The following is a 16,963-nucleotide window of genomic DNA, read 5'->3' on the forward strand; positions in this document are numbered from 1 at the left end:
CCTAACCATCCCTCTACCAATTAAATAATATATTAGTGCAGGCTTATATATAGTATATTATTAAAGGGGGTGAGATTATTATGCAACTATATCTGTAAAATTTAACTTAAAATACAATGAGGCTGCACAATTTATCAATACTGGTTTAGATATATAATTGATTTGTATAGACTTGTTTTTTCGTTTAAGATGATAGTCATTAGATATGATGACTTTGGAGTACGTATGGCAAAAACAGGTAAAAAAGAAAATAAGGTAAGGTTATTTAATATTAATGGTCATGTAGGTCAAGAGACTCAGCAAAATATTATAGTGGCTAATTTTGACTTAAACATACCAACTAGGGAACTTAAATATAACATTCAAAATGGCAAACTAAATAAGGATAATATAATAAGTGAAATATTGCATGAAGTTAAACAAGGAGAAACGCCTATACTTAATATTCAATATAATTCAAACATGGAAAAACCTATAATTGATACAAATGATTTAGCAGCATTAAAAAAATCAGGTGTTCAAACTTGTTTTACCTTTGGTAATTATAATGCATATAATCAAACTTTGCCATATTATAACTACTGGCCACCTCTTCTTGCACAGACCAATCACGTGTTTTTTGCCAATGCTAACGACCAAATTAGGGCTGTAGCTGAAAAGCATGTAGCACAAGAAAAAACTTCGCACATCCAATCTATGCAAGTTAGCAATTTAATAGAGTCGGAAATTCTAAAAAGACCTCCTAACATATTAGTGTCAGGGAAATTGCCTAATAAAGAAAGATTGACTGAGGTTATGTTTGCTGCAAAAGAACTAGGAAAAAATACTAGAGTTATAGTAGCCAGCAATCCTTCATCTGTAGATGATATGGCTAGTATTATTGCGACCAAATTTGGTATCAACGACCAAAACCAACAATTAGGTATTAAGCTAGAAGTTGAGGAAATTTTAAAAGATAAAATTGGTGGAGCTAAAAAACTAGAAAATTATATATCACAATTATCTCAACAATTCCAAAAAGATCTTAATATAGCAGAAATAAACCCTGTTGATATATATTTTGACCTATCTGATCCATTGAGACTTCAGAATATTGCCAAACAGGCTAAATATACTATAACTCAAGGAGGCTCGGTCGAAAATTTAACTAATGGCTGTATCCCATTAGCTCAAGGTCATGGGAAAAGGGCTGATATTGTTGCTGAAGTTAAGCAAAGGGAAGCTGTTCCTGGCATTAACAGCTTAACTATTAAGGATATGCAAGAGAATTTAAATGAGTATAAACAAGAAAATGCTAAAAGAATTACCAATACCCTTCAGCAAGTGGCAGATGAAAGGGGGGTATCAACTAGACAAAATGAGGTAGAACATTCATTGCCTGAGGGTAGCAAATTAACTAAACTAGATTATTTATATGACGAAGATGATATTGGCAATGTATTAAAAGCGTCTGTAGATCAAACAAAGGTTTCTATTATTACTCATGCTTCTATAGGAGAAGAAAGTTTATTAAAGGAAACTCTTTATAAAGCTGTGTATAGTGATTTAATAGTAGATAACAAGGAAGCGGTTATTATACCCCTTAACACTGGACACGAACATTGGGTTAGTTTAGCAATCACTAAAGACAACGAGGGAGGTATAGTGTTTACCTATAATGATCCTATGGGAACAGATATAGATACAAGAGTGGATTTAGTAGATATGGTTAAAAAAGTTTGTCCTGATGCTAAAATAGTAGATTTACACACTGAGCAACAACAAAATGATAAAGATTGTGGGGCTTTCGTTGTGGATAATTTAATTAAAATGGCAAAAGGCGAGGCAATTCTTACCACTGAAGAATCTAAAAACATAGGAACAACATTACGCCAAGCTCATGCAAAAACAATGGATCTTGAAAAAGCCAAGCAAAAAGTTAATACCATTAGAAAATCGATGAATACCTATCCATCTCGTCCTACTACATCTCCTCCTGTTATTAGGAACAATAGCCGTCCTAGAGAAGTTAGTCCTATCAGATAGCATTAGAGTTTTGGGGCATAGTACCCTACATTTTTTATATAACCACTATTAAAATGGCTGCTGATCGTCTATTAGCGAGGAGTCGCTGAAAGCGGCAACGCGGCAATCCAGGATACGCGAAGTGTACTAGAAAAAACAGCTTCGCTGTTTACCTGGATCGCCACGGCATCTAAAGATGCCTCGCGATGACGATTATAGAAAAATGTAGGGTACTATGGTTTTGGGGTCACGATGTTAAAAGAATTTCCATAAAATTCCATGATCTTTTCTTTAACCTGAATTGGATCAGTCATCATATTAACCCCTCCTCTAAATTCAGCTGAGTTTGCTAAACCACTACTATACCAACCTATATGTTTTCTAGCTAGCTGAACACCTGTATCATTTCCATAATACTCTAACATAGCATCATAATGACTCAGTATTATTTCTAGCTGCTCTGCTATTGAAGGTGGCGGGAGTTCTTCTCCAGTTTTAAGATAATGTGCTATTTGAGAAATAAACCATGGTCTACCATATACTCCCCGACCAACCATTATGCCATCAGCACCTGATTTTTGTAAGCATTCCTTGGCTTTAGACAAAGAAGTAATATCTCCATTAGCGATAACTGGAATCCTCACCACATCTTTAACTTGCCTTATAAACTCCCAATCTGCTTGACCTGAATAAAACTGGCATCTTGTTCTGCCATGAATAGTGATCATTTGCACTCCAACATCATAGGCTATTTTTGCTAAATTTGGAGCATTCTTAGTTTGATCATCCCAACCAGTCCGCATTTTTAAAGTTACTGGGATTTTGACAGATTTTACCGTAGTTTCTAAAATTTTTGCAGCTAATTTCTCATCTCTCATTAAAGCTGAACCAGAATATCCTCCTACTACTTTCTTAGCTGGACAACCAAAGTTTAAATCAATAATCTTTGCCCCCATATCCTCATTCATTCTAGCTGATTCTGCTATTATATCAGGTTCGCACCCAGCAATCTGTACACATGAACCAGTAGCATCGTCCCCAATAATCGCACATCTTTGCAAAGATTGTCTTGTTTCAATAATCATCGCTCTACTTGCTACCATTTCAGAAACGACAAGTCCTGCACCAAATTTTTTCACTAACTTTCTAAATGGTAGATCAGTAACACCAGACATTGGAGCTAATATCACCGGATGAGGTAGCTGAATATTGCCTATTTTTATCATAAATATATTGTAATTGCTTAACTAACCTGAGTTCGATGTAAGACATCTATATTAATAGTCTCGATGTCCTGCTAAAGTATATATCTTAAAAATGATCAACTGTCCTATTAGGCTATTTCTTTAGCCCCCTGCTTTCGTAGGGGTGACATCGTTCGCAGTTGATGCTTAACAATGTAACTTGTTACATCGATACTTGAGGTTAACTAGTTAATAGTAATTATTATAAACTATTTAACAAGATACCACAAACTAATGCTACCACTAAGAAAAATTTTTGGTATTATCTGCAAGATATTGTTATATAATATTATTGAGCATTTTCAGCCAAGAAACTATATCATGAAAATCAATGTAGAGATTATTCGAACTTGTCAAGATTGGAAAAATCAAAAATTTATCAATAAACTATTAGTGAAGAAGGTTATTGGTGCTATACTGAGTAAATATAAGAATTTTAAGGGAGTTGCAGAGTTTGAGTTAGCAATATTACTGACTAATAATAATGAAATGTTAAATTTGAATAGCCAATTTCGTGGCAAAGCAAAAGCTACAAATGTACTATCATTTCCTGATATAGAATTAGACTTTCGGCATTTACTTGAATTTACTCCTAATGTACATTATATGTATTTGGGGGACATAGCTTTTGGCTATGAAATAATTCAAAGCGAAGCTATAAGTCAAAATAAAGCCTTTGGGGATCATTTTATCCATCTTTTGGTACATAGTATTTTACATTTACTTGGCTTCGATCACCAAGATGACGAGGAAGCAGATATTATGGAAAATTTAGAAATAGAGATATTAAAGGGTTTTGCTATTGCCTCCCCATATTAGGTTCTGTCCACTTCTTCGAAAAAAGAAAACCTTACATCTATTAATTCTAAAAGGGCTATGCTGAGAAATCCTTCAAAAATTGTTGCTCTTAAATCTTTTTTCTCTCGGCTGTTTTCCAAAGAGAAGCTAGAGGATAATTTTTATGATGTAATTAAAAAGCTAAAATCTAACAGTAAAAAAATGACGTTAGAAGAAAAAAAGATTTTTATGAATCTTCTGAAATTTGGTCATAAAACTGTAGAAGATGTAATGATCCCTAGATCTGATATTAAGGCAGTAAAATTAACTGCCAGTATAGATGAGTTAAGCCAAATGCTTAATAGCAAAATACCTAATACTAGAACATTAGTTTATGATGAAACTTTGGATAATATAGTTGGCTTTATTCATATAAAAGACTTGTTCAAGATCCTTGTTACTAAGCAACTTATTACAAATCAAGAGTTGCAGCTAAAAAAAATAATTCGTAAACCTATCATCTCTGCTCCTTCAATGAAATTGATAGATTTACTAGCAAAAATGCGAAGAGATCGTGTGCAGATCTCGATAGTTGTGGATGAATATGGTGGAACTGACGGTATTGTAACCATGGAAGATATTATGGAAGAGATAGTTGGTAGAATAGATGATGAGCATGATAAGAAATCAGATAATGATAGTTTCAGAATTATCAATAATAATACAATTTTATCAAATGCTCGAGTGAAAGTTGAGGATCTCGAATTAGCTCTTGGTGTGAAATTAAAACTCCAGGATGATGAATTCGATACAATTGGTGGCCTAGTCTTAGCAAAAGTAGGTAATGTGCCTTTGGTTGGTACTAAAATTGATATTGAGCAACAGGTTGAACTTGAAGTGATTGATGCAAGCCCAAGATCACTTAAGCAAGTTAAGCTGCGATTAAAAAATGGGACAATATTACCTGATAATACTTTATGATTATTACAACTAATTTAGCCATGAGCTATGGTGCAAAAATATTATTTACTGATGTAAGCCTGCATATTAAGAAAGGTAATAGGTATGGGCTTGTTGGAGCAAATGGTGCTGGTAAATCTACTTTTTTTAAAGTTTTAATCAAAGAAGAGGAAGCAAGTATTGGTGAAGTCAATATACTTAAGAATGCTCGTGTTGGTTGCTTGAAACAAGACCAGTTTCTTTATGAAAATACTTCAATTATTAACACTGTTATTGCTGGTAGGAATGAATTATGGCAAGCTTTGCAAGAAAAGGAAGAATTACTAGAAAAATCTCAATGTAATGATCAATGTGATGAGGAAATCGGTTATCGCTTAGGTGAGTTGGAAGAAATTATAGCTGACAATGATGGATATATATCAGAAATTTTTGCAGTTGAGTTACTGCTTGGTTTAGGAATACAAGAAAAATATCATTATCAGCCTTTATCCGTTTTATCCGGGGGTTATAAACTTAGGGTGTTATTGGCACAAAGTTTATTCAATAATCCTGATATATTGTTACTTGATGAACCAACAAACCATCTTGATATAGTCTCAATTTATTGGCTAGAAAATTATCTAAAACAGAAATTCAAAGGTGCTTTGGTATTTATTTCACACGATCTTGCTTTTCTTAATAATATTTCTACACATATTCTTGATATAGATTATGGTACTATCAAGACTTATACTGGTAATTATGATATTTTTGTTCGTGATAAACAGTTGGTTACCGAACAAAAACTTAAAGAATTCTCTCATTTAGAGAAAAAAATTGCTACTATGCAGAGTTTCGTTGACCGGTTTAGAGCGTTGGCCACTAGAGCTAGACAGGCTGCATCCCGAGAAAAACAAATAGAAAAAATGGAATTACCTGATATCCAAAAAAGTTCACGTGTTAGCCCATATTTTAATTTTAAGCAAAAAAGGCCATCTGGAAAATTAGCGTTAAAAGTTCAGGGTATTTCTAAAAGCTACGAGGATAAAAAAATATTAAATAATGTGAATTTTACTGTCTCGCGCGCGGAAAAAATTGTTATTATTGGCCCAAATGGTATTGGTAAATCCACTTTATTAAAAATTCTTCTTGATAAAACACTTGCAGATTTAGGAAGTTATGAATGGGGATATGAAACTCAAATTTCCTATTTTGCTCAGGATCATCATGAATTGCTAAATGAAAGTATGAGTGTTATTGATTGGTTATCCAACCAAATACCTACTGAAAGTGATAATGTGCTACGTAGTGTACTAGGTCAATTATTATTCAGTAAAGATGAAGTAAGCAAGAATATTCTAAATTTAAGTGGAGGGGAAGGAGCACGTTTATTACTAGCAAAAATTATATTGGAAGAAAGTAACATATTGGTACTAGATGAGCCAACTAATCACTTAGATATTGAATCTAAGGATATGTTAAAAAAAGCTCTAATTAACTACCAAGGAACTCTAATATTAGTAACTCATGATCGAGATTTTGCTAGCAACATAGCCACAAGGATTATTGCTCTATCCCACCGAACTATCACTGATTTTAAAGGTAAATATCAGGAATATTTGCATAAGTATGGTAATGATTATTTGGATAGTAGTTGGGTGTTGGCAAATAAGGGAGAAAAATACCCCAATTCGGGATAAGAATTAGTTAATTCTTATCCCGAATTGGCTTTAATATAAGGAAAAATGCATTCTTAAAGCGGCTAACGCGAATGCATTTTAAACCTTTCTAAAGCTAAAAACATGATTTTAAAAGATTAAAATCATGTTTTTAGCAAAATATTAATTTAACAATCAGATGCAGAGCCGTCTCAAATCTGATTGTTTCTATAATTCCACCAAATTTGGGATAAGAATTGACAAATTCTTATCCCAAATTCGCGTGAAATAGTATGGTAACCTCAGGTTACTCTAGCAATTGGAGATAATTATGATAGAAAATACTGAACTATTGAAAGAGTTTATGGTTAAATGTTTAGAAGAAAAAAAAGCAGAAGATATACTAGTAATAGATATAAGACAAAAAACTACATTAGCTGAATATATTATTTTTGCAAGCGGGCGTTCAACTAAAAATGTTGGAGCAATTGCTGAATATTTAGCTTTAGAGTTAAAACATCAAGCTAATATCGATACTAATATTGAAGGGCTTGGAACATCTGAATGGGTATTAATAGATGCTGGAAATGTATTAGTTAATATTTTTTATCCAGAAACTAGAGAGTATTTTAAGTTGGAAGAGATGTGGAGCAAAAAATAAATTAAAAATAATCTCAAGTATCGATGTAACAGGTTTGATATCACCCCTGCTTCGGTGCGGGGTCTAAAATATCTAATAGTATTCTTGGTTATTTTTTAAGATCCCTGCTTTCGCAGGAATGACATCTAGGAGATTAAACCTATGTCTTACATCGATACTTGAGGTTAAAAATATTAGATTTTTTACTGAAAACTACTTAGTGTATTTAAAAAATAATGTATTAATACTTCTGGGGAAAAGGTGTAAATGGAAGAGCATATTCTTATCAATATTATAATTTTAATAGGAACAGCTGTATTTGTTGTAGCAATACTTAAACGCCTTAATCTAAGCCCTGTTTTGGGTTATTTAATTGCAGGAGCAGTAATTGGAGACCATGGATTTAAGATTGTAACATATGATCAAACAAAATTACTAGGAGAATTAGGAGTAGTTTTTTTACTTTTTGCTATAGGTTTAGAATTATCTTTTGAAAGATTAAAGGTAATGAGGCGGTATGTATTTGGTCTTGGCTCACTACAAGTGTTAACTACAGCTATAGTAATTGCTGCCGTTGTTGTACTAATCAGCGGTAATAGTAGTGCTGCAATTATTATTGGAGGTGGTCTTGCTTTATCCTCAACTGCCCTTGTTATGCAAGTTATTGAGGAAAGCCGTAGCCAATCAACTCAACTAGGTCGTATATCCCTAGCTATCTTGTTATTACAAGATTTAGCAGTTGTGCCCTTGCTAGTTATGGTACCACTGTTTGCTAGCGATAGTAAAGATTCGTTAGCGATAGCCTTAGGAACAGCTTTGCTTAAGGCTATCATAGCACTATTTGCAATATTTGTTGCAGGTAGAGTATTACTAAGACCTTTATTTGGGTTAATTTCATCGGACAATGGTGATATAAACGAACTACCAATTTCCATGACTCTATTGGTAGTTCTATCTGCAGCTTGGGCCACGCAATATTTTGGTTTATCACTTGCTTTAGGAGCTTTTGTTGCAGGTGTTTTGGTTGCAGAAACAGAATTTCGGCTACAAGCTGAAGAAAGTATATACCCTTTCAAAAGCTTATTGCTAGGACTATTTTTTATGAGCGTTGGAATGAATATTGACGCTCAAGAAATATACGCTCAAATATCAACTATACTAACTTGTTCTATTGCCTTGATTGTAGTAAAAACGCTAATTATTGCCGCCTCTTGCATTTTATTTGGTTTTAATAAAGGAGTAGCCTTGCATGCAGGTTTATTATTATCACAAGGTGGAGAATTTGCTTTTATCTTATTCGGTCTTGGTAAAGAAACTCAAGTTATTAGAGAGAGTACGGCTAATGTTCTGTTGTTAGTGGTGACATGTACTATGGCACTAACTCCATTACTGGCAATTTTAGGAAAAAAACTTGCTGAAAGACTTGATAAACAACTTGGCAAGACTCCAATACAAATTATAGAACTTGGAGCAAGAGATTTAACAAATCATATAATAATTGCCGGTTTTGGTAGTGTTGGTAGAATGGTAGCATTAGTACTGGAAGCTGAAGGAATCAATTATATAGCACTAGATGTTAATGACGAGATTGTAAAAGCAGAAACAGCTAATGGATTTCCAGTTTTTAAAGGAGATGTATCACAGATTGATACGCTAAAAGCTGTGGGAGCAGAAAGGATTTTAACTCTAGTACTTACAATGAATAATAGTGTTACTATCAAAAAATCTCTTCGAACAATTTCAAGTCATTTTCCAGATCTTGAAGTTATTGTAAGATTAAAAAATCTAGAGAAGGCTAGAGAATTTTATGATGCTGGAGCAACAACAATCATACCAGAAAATTATGAGACGGGGTTACAGCTTGGTGGAACAATTTTAAAATTTATTGGTCTTAGTGAATATGAAATAAATCGTATCAAAGGGCAATTTAGATCAGGTAATTATGTAATAGCTAAACGAGATGATGCTTTGCGTGAATTAGAAGAGAATGATTAAGAATAACCATGGCAATCAAGTTACTAAAGCAACAGTCATATATTTTGATTATAATCTTGACCATTACACCTTTACTAACAAAAGCTGATAATCAGAAATTACCGATACCTAGATTTGCCTCAATAAAGGCTAATGAGGTAAATGCTAGAGTTGGTCCTTCGATAAATACACCTATAGAATGGGTATTTGTTAAAAAAGGTGAACCAGTAGAAATTATTGCAGAATATGAACAATGGAGGCAAATTCGTGATACAAAAGGAGAAGGAGGCTGGGTACATTCAAGTGTATTGTCCGGTAAAAGATCGGTGATTGTGGTAAGTCCCGAGTTAGTAGCTCTGACTCGAGTAGCTAATGATCAACATAAAATTGTTGCAAGAGTAAGTAATTATGTCCGTTGCCTACTTAATAAATGCAAACAAGATTATTGTCAGGTGTGCTGCAAAAATTATACTGGATGGCTACCTAAAACAGTATTGTGGGGAGTATATAAGGATGAATAATATACCTCTTGCATAATTTTACTTCTAGCTGGTAATTTGGACAATGATCCGCTACCCGAATCCTCATGTATACTAGAGTACGCTGCGGTTTGCAGTAAAGTATTTCCTGCAAATTCTCTAACATAAGCAAGTTTCGAAAGATATCTATTACAATTTACACTAGTGAATTATTGGATATTGTTTTTATAGATGATAAACTGTAATTTAACCTCAGTTCGATGTAAGAATAATTATTATTCTCTGCACGCTCGATGTCATCCCTGCGAAGGCAGGTATCTAAAAATGTTTAAGCACTTAATCCTTGCTACTTCTTTAGACCCCTGCCTAATAACAAAGCCAGTTCGATATAAGAATTAATAATTCTTATATCGAACTGAGGTTAAATTAAACTAAAAATTAAGGTACTTCCAGTGATTTATTATCTCTTTTTAAAAAAGATGAATCTTAGAGCAAGAAAACTACTATAACAGTAATATTATTGTTTATAAATATACTAATTTAACCTGTATAATAGCTTCATTTTACTTAAAAACGATGATTGATATAAACCAGCAACAAATACTAAATAAAATTTCAGATATCACTTTTAGTGACAATACAAAATTAGTCAGTATTATATCTAATATTATAATTAAGGATAAAAATATTGGGTTTGCCATTGATATTCTTGGTAAAGATTCCAAGGAAATCGATGAAATAAAAATTAAAGCTATTAATAAATTAAATGAAATACCTAATATTGGAAAAATAACTATAGTTTTAACTAGTAGCAAAGGTGTAGCTAAAAAATCAACTAATCCAAAAGTTAAGCATTTCATTGATGGAGTAAAGAAGATAATATTGGTGGCATCCGGTAAAGGGGGAGTTGGTAAATCTACTATAACAGCATTGATAGCGGAGCAACTAAATCTTGAAGGGTACAAGGTGGGAATAGTGGATGCTGATATTTATGGTCCGTCAATTCCACAAATATTTGGTATTAGTGGTGTACCAGAAATAGTGTATAATAAAATGACCCCTTTAAAATCGCGAGGCATTGAAATTATTTCTATCGGATTTCTTATTAAGGATAACTCAGCCATTGTTTGGCGTGGTCCAATGGCCAGCAAGACCATTTATCAACTATTATCTCTCACCCATTGGCAGGAAATAGATTATTTAATTATTGACATGCCCCCTGGTACTGGTGATATTCACTTAAGTATTTTAGAAAATTACCAACTAGATGGGGTAATAATAGTAACTACTCCACAAAAAATGGCTGCAATAGACGTCGTTAGATCGATTGATTTATACAGAAAATTTAACCTACCAATTTTAGGTATTATAGAAAATATGAGCTATCTAGTTGAACCAAGTTCGGGCAAGAAAATTCAGATATTTAACGGTAATAGTGGAGAAAATTTTGCCAAAGAATATAATATACCTTTAATCTGTAAGATTCCTATTGAACCCAAATTATCTTACAACTGTGATAACAGCACTAGCCTTACAGATATAGTTAAACTACCAATAAAACAATTTGTTTAATGATATACTCAAATGATTTGAATATAAAATTCATAAAAAAGCAGGCCATAAACAAAGCAGGATTATATGTCAAACATAATCAAGATAGAAGAAGCTCAAGTCCTTAAAAGACCTGATTGGATAAAGGTTAAAGCACCAAATTCATATCAATATCATGGTACAAGAAAACTAATTGAGAGTTTAGAATTAAATACAGTCTGTCAAGAAGCTGCTTGCCCTAATATAGGGGAATGTTGGACAAAAAAACAAGCTACAGTTATGATTTTAGGAACTGTCTGTACTCGTGCTTGTAGATTTTGTAATGTTAAAACTGGTCGTCCCGATTTACTCGATCCTCACGAGCCACAGAGACTAGCACAAGCCGTAATGAAATTAGGGTTTGAACATGTGGTAATTACTTCAGTTGATCGAGATGACTTAGATGATGGTGGGGCTGAGCATTTTGCCAATTGTATAAAGGAAATAAGACTAGTTGCTCCTAATACCACAATTGAAGTTCTAACTCCAGATTTTCTTAAGAAAGATGGGGCAGCTGAAATAGTGGTATTAGCAAAACCTGACGTTTATAATCATAATGTAGAGACAGTGCCTTCTCTATACAAAACTATTAGACCAGGAGCGAGATACTATAATTCATTAAGTCTTTTGCATAATGTGAAAAAATTAGACTCTGAGATTTTTACTAAATCAGGTATGATGGTTGGTCTTGGAGAAACAAACGATGAAATTATGCAAGTAATGGACGATTTAAGGGAAGCTAAAGTTGATTTTCTAACTATAGGACAATATTTACAGCCAACCAAAAACCATGCAGCAGTTGCTAGATATGTTTCCCTAGAAGAATTTAAATATTTTGAAAGAGTAGCAAGGGTTAAAGGGTTTTTGATGGTTTCCGCTAGTCCATTAACCCGTTCTTCTTATCATGCTGGTGACGATTTCCAAAAATTAAAGGGTGCTAAGGCCTCGGTTTCGGCATAGTATAAGAAAATGAAAAAACTATCTAAAAAGCTTAATCTATCCGTAATAATATCGTTCTTACTCGGCATTACTACCGGGATAGGATATAATGAGGTACGAGAAACAGCTTCTTGGCACAGTTTTCATACCGAAACTGATAATTTAAATGTTTGTTTTACCCCACCATCCGGCTGCGGATCATTAATAGCAAAAGAAATATCCAAGGCTAAGGATAGTATTTATGTTCAAGCATTTGGTTTAACTTCGCAAAATATAGTGGATCAATTAATTAAAGCTAAGCAAAACGGTGTTCAAATAAGGGTATTATTGGATCGTAGTAACTTACACGATAGATATTCTAAAATGCATGAATTAAAACGGGCTGGTATTGATGTCTCAATAGATAAAGTACCAGGTATTGCTCACAACAAAGTTATGATCATTGATAAAAGTAAGGTGATTACTGGTAGCTTTAATTTTACCAATGCAGCTGATAATAGAAATGCCGAAAACGTCTTATTAATAGAGAATAGTGATATTGCAGCAACTTATTTGCAAAGCTGGTTTAGTCGTCGAGCAAAAAATTAATTAACTCAACCTCAGTTCGATATAAGAATTAATAATTCTTATATCGAACTGGCTTTGTTATAAGGAAAAATGCACTCTTGAAACGGTTAACGCGAGTGCATTTTAACTTTTTTCATCATTCAATATGTGATTTTAATAATTAAAATCATATATTGAATGGAGTGTTATATTTTAACAATCAGGTGGGCAGCCGCTTCAAACCTGATTGTTTCTATATATAACACGAAAGTTCGATGTAACAAGTTACATCGAATTCAGGTTAATTAGTTCTGACCGAAACTATAGCAGACATTCCTGGTATCAAATTACTAGTAATATCTTTAGGAGTCTCAAAATCTATTAGCACAGGAATCCGTTGAACAATCTTAGTAAAATTACCAGTTGCATTATCAGTCGGAATTAGACTAAATTTTGAGCCGGTAGCTGGTGATATATTACGTATTCTGCCGTATATGATCTTTTTTGGTAAAGAATCAAACTGTAATTTAACTTTTTGCTTTGGTTGCAATTTTGCAATTTGCGTCTCTTTAAAATTAGCTTTTACATACATTTGTTCATCCTGCACAACAAAAAATAATACTCTCCCTGGATTAATAAAATTACCTACCTGCAAGCTACTATTTGCTATTATTCCGTTAACTGGGGCTATAATTTGGGTATTTACTAAACTTCTAGCTACTATATTTTTATCTTCCAGTAACCCTTTCATTTTTTCTTCCTCAGCAGTTTTCTGTAAAGCTAAAAGTAGTAAGTTCTGCTGTGCAATTTGCAAGTTTAACTTTGCCTGATTATGATCAGTCTTTGCTTTAGTAAAAGACATTTTAGATTCATCTAACGTCTTTTTACTAGCAAAACTCTCTTTGTTAAGCTCTTGAGTTCTTATATAATCAACTGAGTTAATCTCCAAATTAGTACTAGCAGAATCAACAACCTCTTGACAAAGCTCTAAACTAATTTGAGCTATTAAAGTCTTTTGTTCTATGATTTCTATATTTTTAATAGATGCCTTAATAGAAGCTTCCAGCGAAGCAAGACGTGACTTATAATCCTGATCATCGATCTCAGCAATAAGATCACCTTTTTTTACCCTCATATTATCTGAAATAAATACATTCTTAATCACTCCATTAATCTCAGAGCTAACGCTGGATATGTCAGCCTCAATATACGCATTATCAGTCGATTCTGTATGACTCCAAATATAAATATGATAAGCTAGGTAGACGACTATTACGCTAAACAAAATCAGAAAATATTTAGCAAATGGATGAGACTTATATTGTTCAAAGATTTTTAACATAAATTATAACCAAAAAATTAAGGTATATATACTCAGGTAGAACTTCAAGAATTGCGTTGTCGTCTTCAGGGCATAACTGTCGAAAGTTTACAATACCTATACCACAGCGTCATTGCGAGCGTAAACGAAGCAATCTAGGAAACAATCTATAGATGTTACTGGATTGCTTCGTCGGCCTTACGGCCTCCTCGCTAATAGACGTATAGAGAAGCTGTATTTACTAATTTTCGACAGTTGTAGTCTTCAGGGATTGTAGGTAGCCACGTACTAAATGTACGCTACGCCGCTCGACCCTTTGACTCCTGCTACTATCATAATTTTGATTCTATCGTCTAAACTCTTGAAATCATAGCAGTATATATTTACGAAGCCAATTCTTCAAAGCATAAGAGTGTACTTCTTTATCATCCTTTCTACTGAATTATCTAGCACAAGTTCTTGATGATTAGAAGCAAATTCTATCCATCGTAATTCGTTTGATTCAGAATTTTTTACAAAATGGTCGTTACAAACGGTTTTTAATAAAAATCTCACATCATAATGATAATGTTCTTGGTCTATAGAATTACTAGGAATTAGATGAATATCTATATCATAAATCTGTCTAGAAATCGGTTCAATCTCTAAAATACCAGATTCTTCCTGTGCCTCTTTAATTGCTACAGCCAAAATGTCATTATTACCATCACAATGTCCTCCTAGTTGCAACCATTTATCTAACTTATGATGATGCATCAATAAAAATTTTGTTTTATTAGAATTAAGCAAGAATCCTGAACTGGTAAAATGTCCTTCTTTTGTCTCCCTACTAAATGGATTTTTACAATTATCTAAAAAGTCCAACATCCTTTCTTTATATTCATATTCTTCTTGAAAATTGCTGACATAATTTTTTATACTCTCACGTAAGTTCATAATACTTCTTTTCGTCCCATCTCTGTCATTTCCATTACAAGCTGCTTTATTTTCTCAACTCTTGATTTATTTACGATCAGTAAAGCATCCTCAGTATTAATAATTATTATATTATCAACTCCTATTACAGCAGTAAGCTTATTATTAGAACTAATATATGAATTTGTACTATCAATGTTTATAACATCGCCTTCGCAGTAATTATTCGTTATATCTTCTTTTTGTATTTGCCATAAAGAATGCCAATTTCCAATATCACTCCAACTAAAATTGGCTTCTATCATAATCATTTGACTAATATTTTCGATTATAGCATAGTCTAAGGAAATTGGGATAATATGTAAGTATGGTTCTAAAGCAAGTGTTATATTATTATGATCTTTGGTTGCAAAATAATATGCATCATATGCATGTTTAAAGAGTTCTTTTTGCCATAATTTAGCCTGCTCTAAAATAAAATCTATATTAAAAATAAAAATTCCTGAATTCCAAAAATATTTGCCATTTGCTAGATAATTTTGTGCTTGTTGAAGAGTAGGTTTTTCCACAAATTGTTGGGTGTTGTAAGTTCTATCTGCTAATAACTTATTTATTTTAATATAACCATATTCGGTATTTGCAAAACTAGGTTTAACCCCAATAGTACAAATACCAAATTTTGCGACATAATTCAAAGATTCATTAATAGTAATTAGGTACTTATCAATATCATGTATATAATGATCAGAAGGCAGTAGTATGACCGTATCATAACCATTATTCTTTGCTTGAATAGCTGATATAATTGCACATAAAGCTGTATTTTTAGGCATAGGTTCTATTATTAAGTCTGCTTCTATATTTAGCTCTCTAAGTTGCTCTTTTGCTATTAATTCATATTCCTTAGCAATTATTAAAGTTGGTTTGCCTAAAGTTCTGTTTGTAATCAAAGTTTTTTGTATTAAACTCAAATTCTTAAATATTTTTATAAATTGTTTTGGTTGCATCTGTCGTGATAATGGCCATAATCTAGTTCCTAGACCCCCAGCCATAATTACTGGTTTTACTTTCATATAGTATTAATTATATAATTATCTAACTAAAGCAACTTATAGTTTATGATTTTAAAAAAGTCTACTAAAATAAACATGGGAAATATATATGCACAAAAATCATAAAAAAACTAATAACTTTTTCTTTAAAATAGCTGGAGTAATTATAATTACTTACGGTTTGTACCAAGGCTATGTAGAGTTTTATGATCACAAATGGAGATATGTAACTCCTACCGACCAACAAGTACAGAAATATACAATTAGTGAAAACAAAGCCCTAAGCTTATACCAATTAATGAAAGATACTCATGAGATATTGACTAAACATAACATACAATATTGGATTGAGGGCGGTACACTTCTTGGGGCAGTAAGGCATAAAGGTCTTATACCTTTTGATGATGACTTAGATATTGCTATAATGCACGCTGATGAAATAAGGTTACAAGATATATTAACAGATTTTGTCGAGTTAGGTTATAAAACTTACCATCAAGATTTTTACACTATATGCAACAAGGGATGTATAGATATTTTTATTTTTCGTCCAAAAGACAACATGTTTATATCTGCTAATTTCAGAACGTTAGGTAGGTTTCCTAATGATTTCTTTTATATTGATGAAATATTTCCACTAAAGAAATATAAATTTGGTGATATTGAAGTTTATGGCCCTCATGAATTTAAAGGTAACCTAGATAGGCAATACCCAGAATGGGATAAATACGGGGTAATTCAGCAACCGCATAGTTATTTTGTTATTCTTTCGCCTATTGAACAAAAGACTAAATTCATTTTAACTCCGAAATTATTAAAGCCAGCTATGCCAACTGGTCCTTTAGAAGAGCGGGTAATTCCAAAATTACTAACTAAAGAGTAAAT

General features: G+C 32.7%; 15 protein-coding genes. 11 read left to right on the forward strand and 4 right to left on the reverse strand.

Annotation, left to right across the window (positions count from 1 at the left end):
- Positions 1 to 189: 189 nt before the first annotated feature.
- Entirely contained in the window at positions 190 to 2,025 is a 1,836-nt protein-coding gene (locus ACN1AG_RS02350; RefSeq protein ID WP_417905352.1) for a Ulp1 family isopeptidase, read from the forward strand.
- A 212-nt stretch (positions 2,026 to 2,237) separates the two neighbouring features.
- Here ACN1AG_RS02350 and dusB read toward each other — a convergent pair whose 3' ends face one another.
- Positions 2,238 to 3,230 (reverse strand): tRNA dihydrouridine synthase DusB, encoded by a 993-nt coding sequence (dusB, locus tag ACN1AG_RS02355; protein WP_417905353.1) that lies wholly within the window; start codon positions 3,228 to 3,230, stop codon positions 2,238 to 2,240.
- A 339-nt stretch (positions 3,231 to 3,569) separates the two neighbouring features.
- Between dusB and ybeY the strand changes: the two genes are divergently transcribed.
- From ybeY to ACN1AG_RS02400, 9 genes are all read left to right on the forward strand, one after another.
- A complete protein-coding gene (ybeY, locus tag ACN1AG_RS02360) occupies positions 3,570 to 4,067 on the forward strand; it encodes an rRNA maturation RNase YbeY (RefSeq protein WP_341754099.1) in 498 nt (165 codons plus the stop codon).
- A gap of 57 nt (positions 4,068 to 4,124) precedes the next feature.
- A complete protein-coding gene (locus tag ACN1AG_RS02365) occupies positions 4,125 to 5,006 on the forward strand; it encodes a transporter associated domain-containing protein (protein WP_417905354.1) in 882 nt (293 codons plus the stop codon).
- Positions 5,003 to 6,664, forward strand: coding sequence for an ABC-F family ATP-binding cassette domain-containing protein (locus ACN1AG_RS02370; RefSeq protein ID WP_367364454.1), 1,662 nt, complete (start codon positions 5,003 to 5,005; stop codon positions 6,662 to 6,664). Before ACN1AG_RS02365 ends, ACN1AG_RS02370 begins: the two co-directional genes overlap by 4 nt.
- A gap of 289 nt (positions 6,665 to 6,953) precedes the next feature.
- Positions 6,954 to 7,283: a ribosome silencing factor gene (gene rsfS / locus ACN1AG_RS02375; protein ID WP_417905355.1), complete on the forward strand. Its 330-nt coding sequence runs from the start codon at positions 6,954 to 6,956 to the stop codon at positions 7,281 to 7,283.
- A gap of 246 nt (positions 7,284 to 7,529) precedes the next feature.
- Positions 7,530 to 9,257, forward strand: coding sequence for a cation:proton antiporter (locus ACN1AG_RS02380; protein ID WP_417905356.1), 1,728 nt, complete (start codon positions 7,530 to 7,532; stop codon positions 9,255 to 9,257).
- An 8-nt stretch (positions 9,258 to 9,265) separates the two neighbouring features.
- Positions 9,266 to 9,757 carry an SH3 domain-containing protein gene (locus tag ACN1AG_RS02385; protein ID WP_341754094.1) on the forward strand — a complete coding sequence of 164 codons (492 nt, stop codon included), beginning with the start codon at positions 9,266 to 9,268 and terminating at the stop codon, positions 9,755 to 9,757.
- Between the two features lie 534 nt (positions 9,758 to 10,291).
- Positions 10,292 to 11,287 (forward strand): Mrp/NBP35 family ATP-binding protein, encoded by a 996-nt coding sequence (locus tag ACN1AG_RS02390; RefSeq protein ID WP_417905357.1) that lies wholly within the window; start codon positions 10,292 to 10,294, stop codon positions 11,285 to 11,287.
- 66 nt (positions 11,288 to 11,353) lie between these two features.
- Positions 11,354 to 12,265 carry a lipoyl synthase gene (lipA, locus tag ACN1AG_RS02395; protein ID WP_417905358.1) on the forward strand — a complete coding sequence of 304 codons (912 nt, stop codon included), beginning with the start codon at positions 11,354 to 11,356 and terminating at the stop codon, positions 12,263 to 12,265.
- Positions 12,266 to 12,274: 9 nt separating this feature from the next.
- Complete coding sequence (locus ACN1AG_RS02400; protein ID WP_417905359.1) at positions 12,275 to 12,832, forward strand: phospholipase D family protein; 558 nt, start codon at positions 12,275 to 12,277, stop codon at positions 12,830 to 12,832.
- A gap of 259 nt (positions 12,833 to 13,091) precedes the next feature.
- On the opposite strand, the gene ACN1AG_RS02405 is transcribed toward ACN1AG_RS02400, so the two are convergent.
- The 3 genes from ACN1AG_RS02405 to ACN1AG_RS02415 all read right to left on the reverse strand — a co-directional run bounded on the left by ACN1AG_RS02405 (position 13,092) and on the right by ACN1AG_RS02415 (position 16,099).
- Positions 13,092 to 14,132: an HlyD family secretion protein gene (locus ACN1AG_RS02405; RefSeq protein WP_417905360.1), complete on the reverse strand. Its 1,041-nt coding sequence runs from the start codon at positions 14,130 to 14,132 to the stop codon at positions 13,092 to 13,094.
- Positions 14,133 to 14,510: 378 nt separating this feature from the next.
- Positions 14,511 to 15,047: an NUDIX hydrolase gene (locus tag ACN1AG_RS02410; protein ID WP_417905361.1), complete on the reverse strand. Its 537-nt coding sequence runs from the start codon at positions 15,045 to 15,047 to the stop codon at positions 14,511 to 14,513.
- On the reverse strand, positions 15,044 to 16,099 hold the full coding sequence (locus ACN1AG_RS02415; protein ID WP_417905362.1) for a mannose-1-phosphate guanylyltransferase: 1,056 nt from the start codon (positions 16,097 to 16,099) through the stop codon (positions 15,044 to 15,046). The genes ACN1AG_RS02410 and ACN1AG_RS02415 overlap by 4 nt, the downstream gene beginning before the upstream one ends.
- Before the next feature lie 88 nt (positions 16,100 to 16,187).
- Here ACN1AG_RS02415 and ACN1AG_RS02420 point away from each other — a divergent pair, with 88 nt between their 5' ends.
- Positions 16,188 to 16,961, forward strand: a complete 774-nt coding sequence (locus ACN1AG_RS02420) for a LicD family protein (RefSeq protein ID WP_417905363.1) — start codon at positions 16,188 to 16,190, stop codon at positions 16,959 to 16,961.
- The last annotated feature ends 2 nt before the right edge of the window (positions 16,962 to 16,963 follow it).

This window comes from Candidatus Tisiphia endosymbiont of Micropterix aruncella (genome assembly GCF_965178575.1).
GTDB lineage: Bacteria > Pseudomonadota > Alphaproteobacteria > Rickettsiales > Rickettsiaceae > Tisiphia.

Coding starts and splice junctions, on each gene's coding strand:
- ACN1AG_RS02420 (WP_417905363.1), top strand. CDS start 16,188: ATGCACAAAAATCATAAAAAAACTAATAACTTTTTCTTTAAAATAGCT.
- lipA (WP_417905358.1), top strand. CDS start 11,354: ATGTCAAACATAATCAAGATAGAAGAAGCTCAAGTCCTTAAAAGACCT.
- ACN1AG_RS02385 (WP_341754094.1), top strand. CDS start 9,266: ATGGCAATCAAGTTACTAAAGCAACAGTCATATATTTTGATTATAATC.
- ACN1AG_RS02390 (WP_417905357.1), top strand. CDS start 10,292: ATGATTGATATAAACCAGCAACAAATACTAAATAAAATTTCAGATATC.
- ACN1AG_RS02350 (WP_417905352.1), top strand. CDS start 190: ATGATAGTCATTAGATATGATGACTTTGGAGTACGTATGGCAAAAACA.
- dusB (WP_417905353.1), bottom strand. CDS start 3,230: ATGATAAAAATAGGCAATATTCAGCTACCTCATCCGGTGATATTAGCT.
- ACN1AG_RS02365 (WP_417905354.1), top strand. CDS start 4,125: ATGCTGAGAAATCCTTCAAAAATTGTTGCTCTTAAATCTTTTTTCTCT.
- ACN1AG_RS02410 (WP_417905361.1), bottom strand. CDS start 15,047: ATGAACTTACGTGAGAGTATAAAAAATTATGTCAGCAATTTTCAAGAA.
- rsfS (WP_417905355.1), top strand. CDS start 6,954: ATGATAGAAAATACTGAACTATTGAAAGAGTTTATGGTTAAATGTTTA.
- ACN1AG_RS02380 (WP_417905356.1), top strand. CDS start 7,530: ATGGAAGAGCATATTCTTATCAATATTATAATTTTAATAGGAACAGCT.
- ACN1AG_RS02405 (WP_417905360.1), bottom strand. CDS start 14,132: ATGTTAAAAATCTTTGAACAATATAAGTCTCATCCATTTGCTAAATAT.
- ACN1AG_RS02415 (WP_417905362.1), bottom strand. CDS start 16,099: ATGAAAGTAAAACCAGTAATTATGGCTGGGGGTCTAGGAACTAGATTA.
- ybeY (WP_341754099.1), top strand. CDS start 3,570: ATGAAAATCAATGTAGAGATTATTCGAACTTGTCAAGATTGGAAAAAT.
- ACN1AG_RS02370 (WP_367364454.1), top strand. CDS start 5,003: ATGATTATTACAACTAATTTAGCCATGAGCTATGGTGCAAAAATATTA.
- ACN1AG_RS02400 (WP_417905359.1), top strand. CDS start 12,275: ATGAAAAAACTATCTAAAAAGCTTAATCTATCCGTAATAATATCGTTC.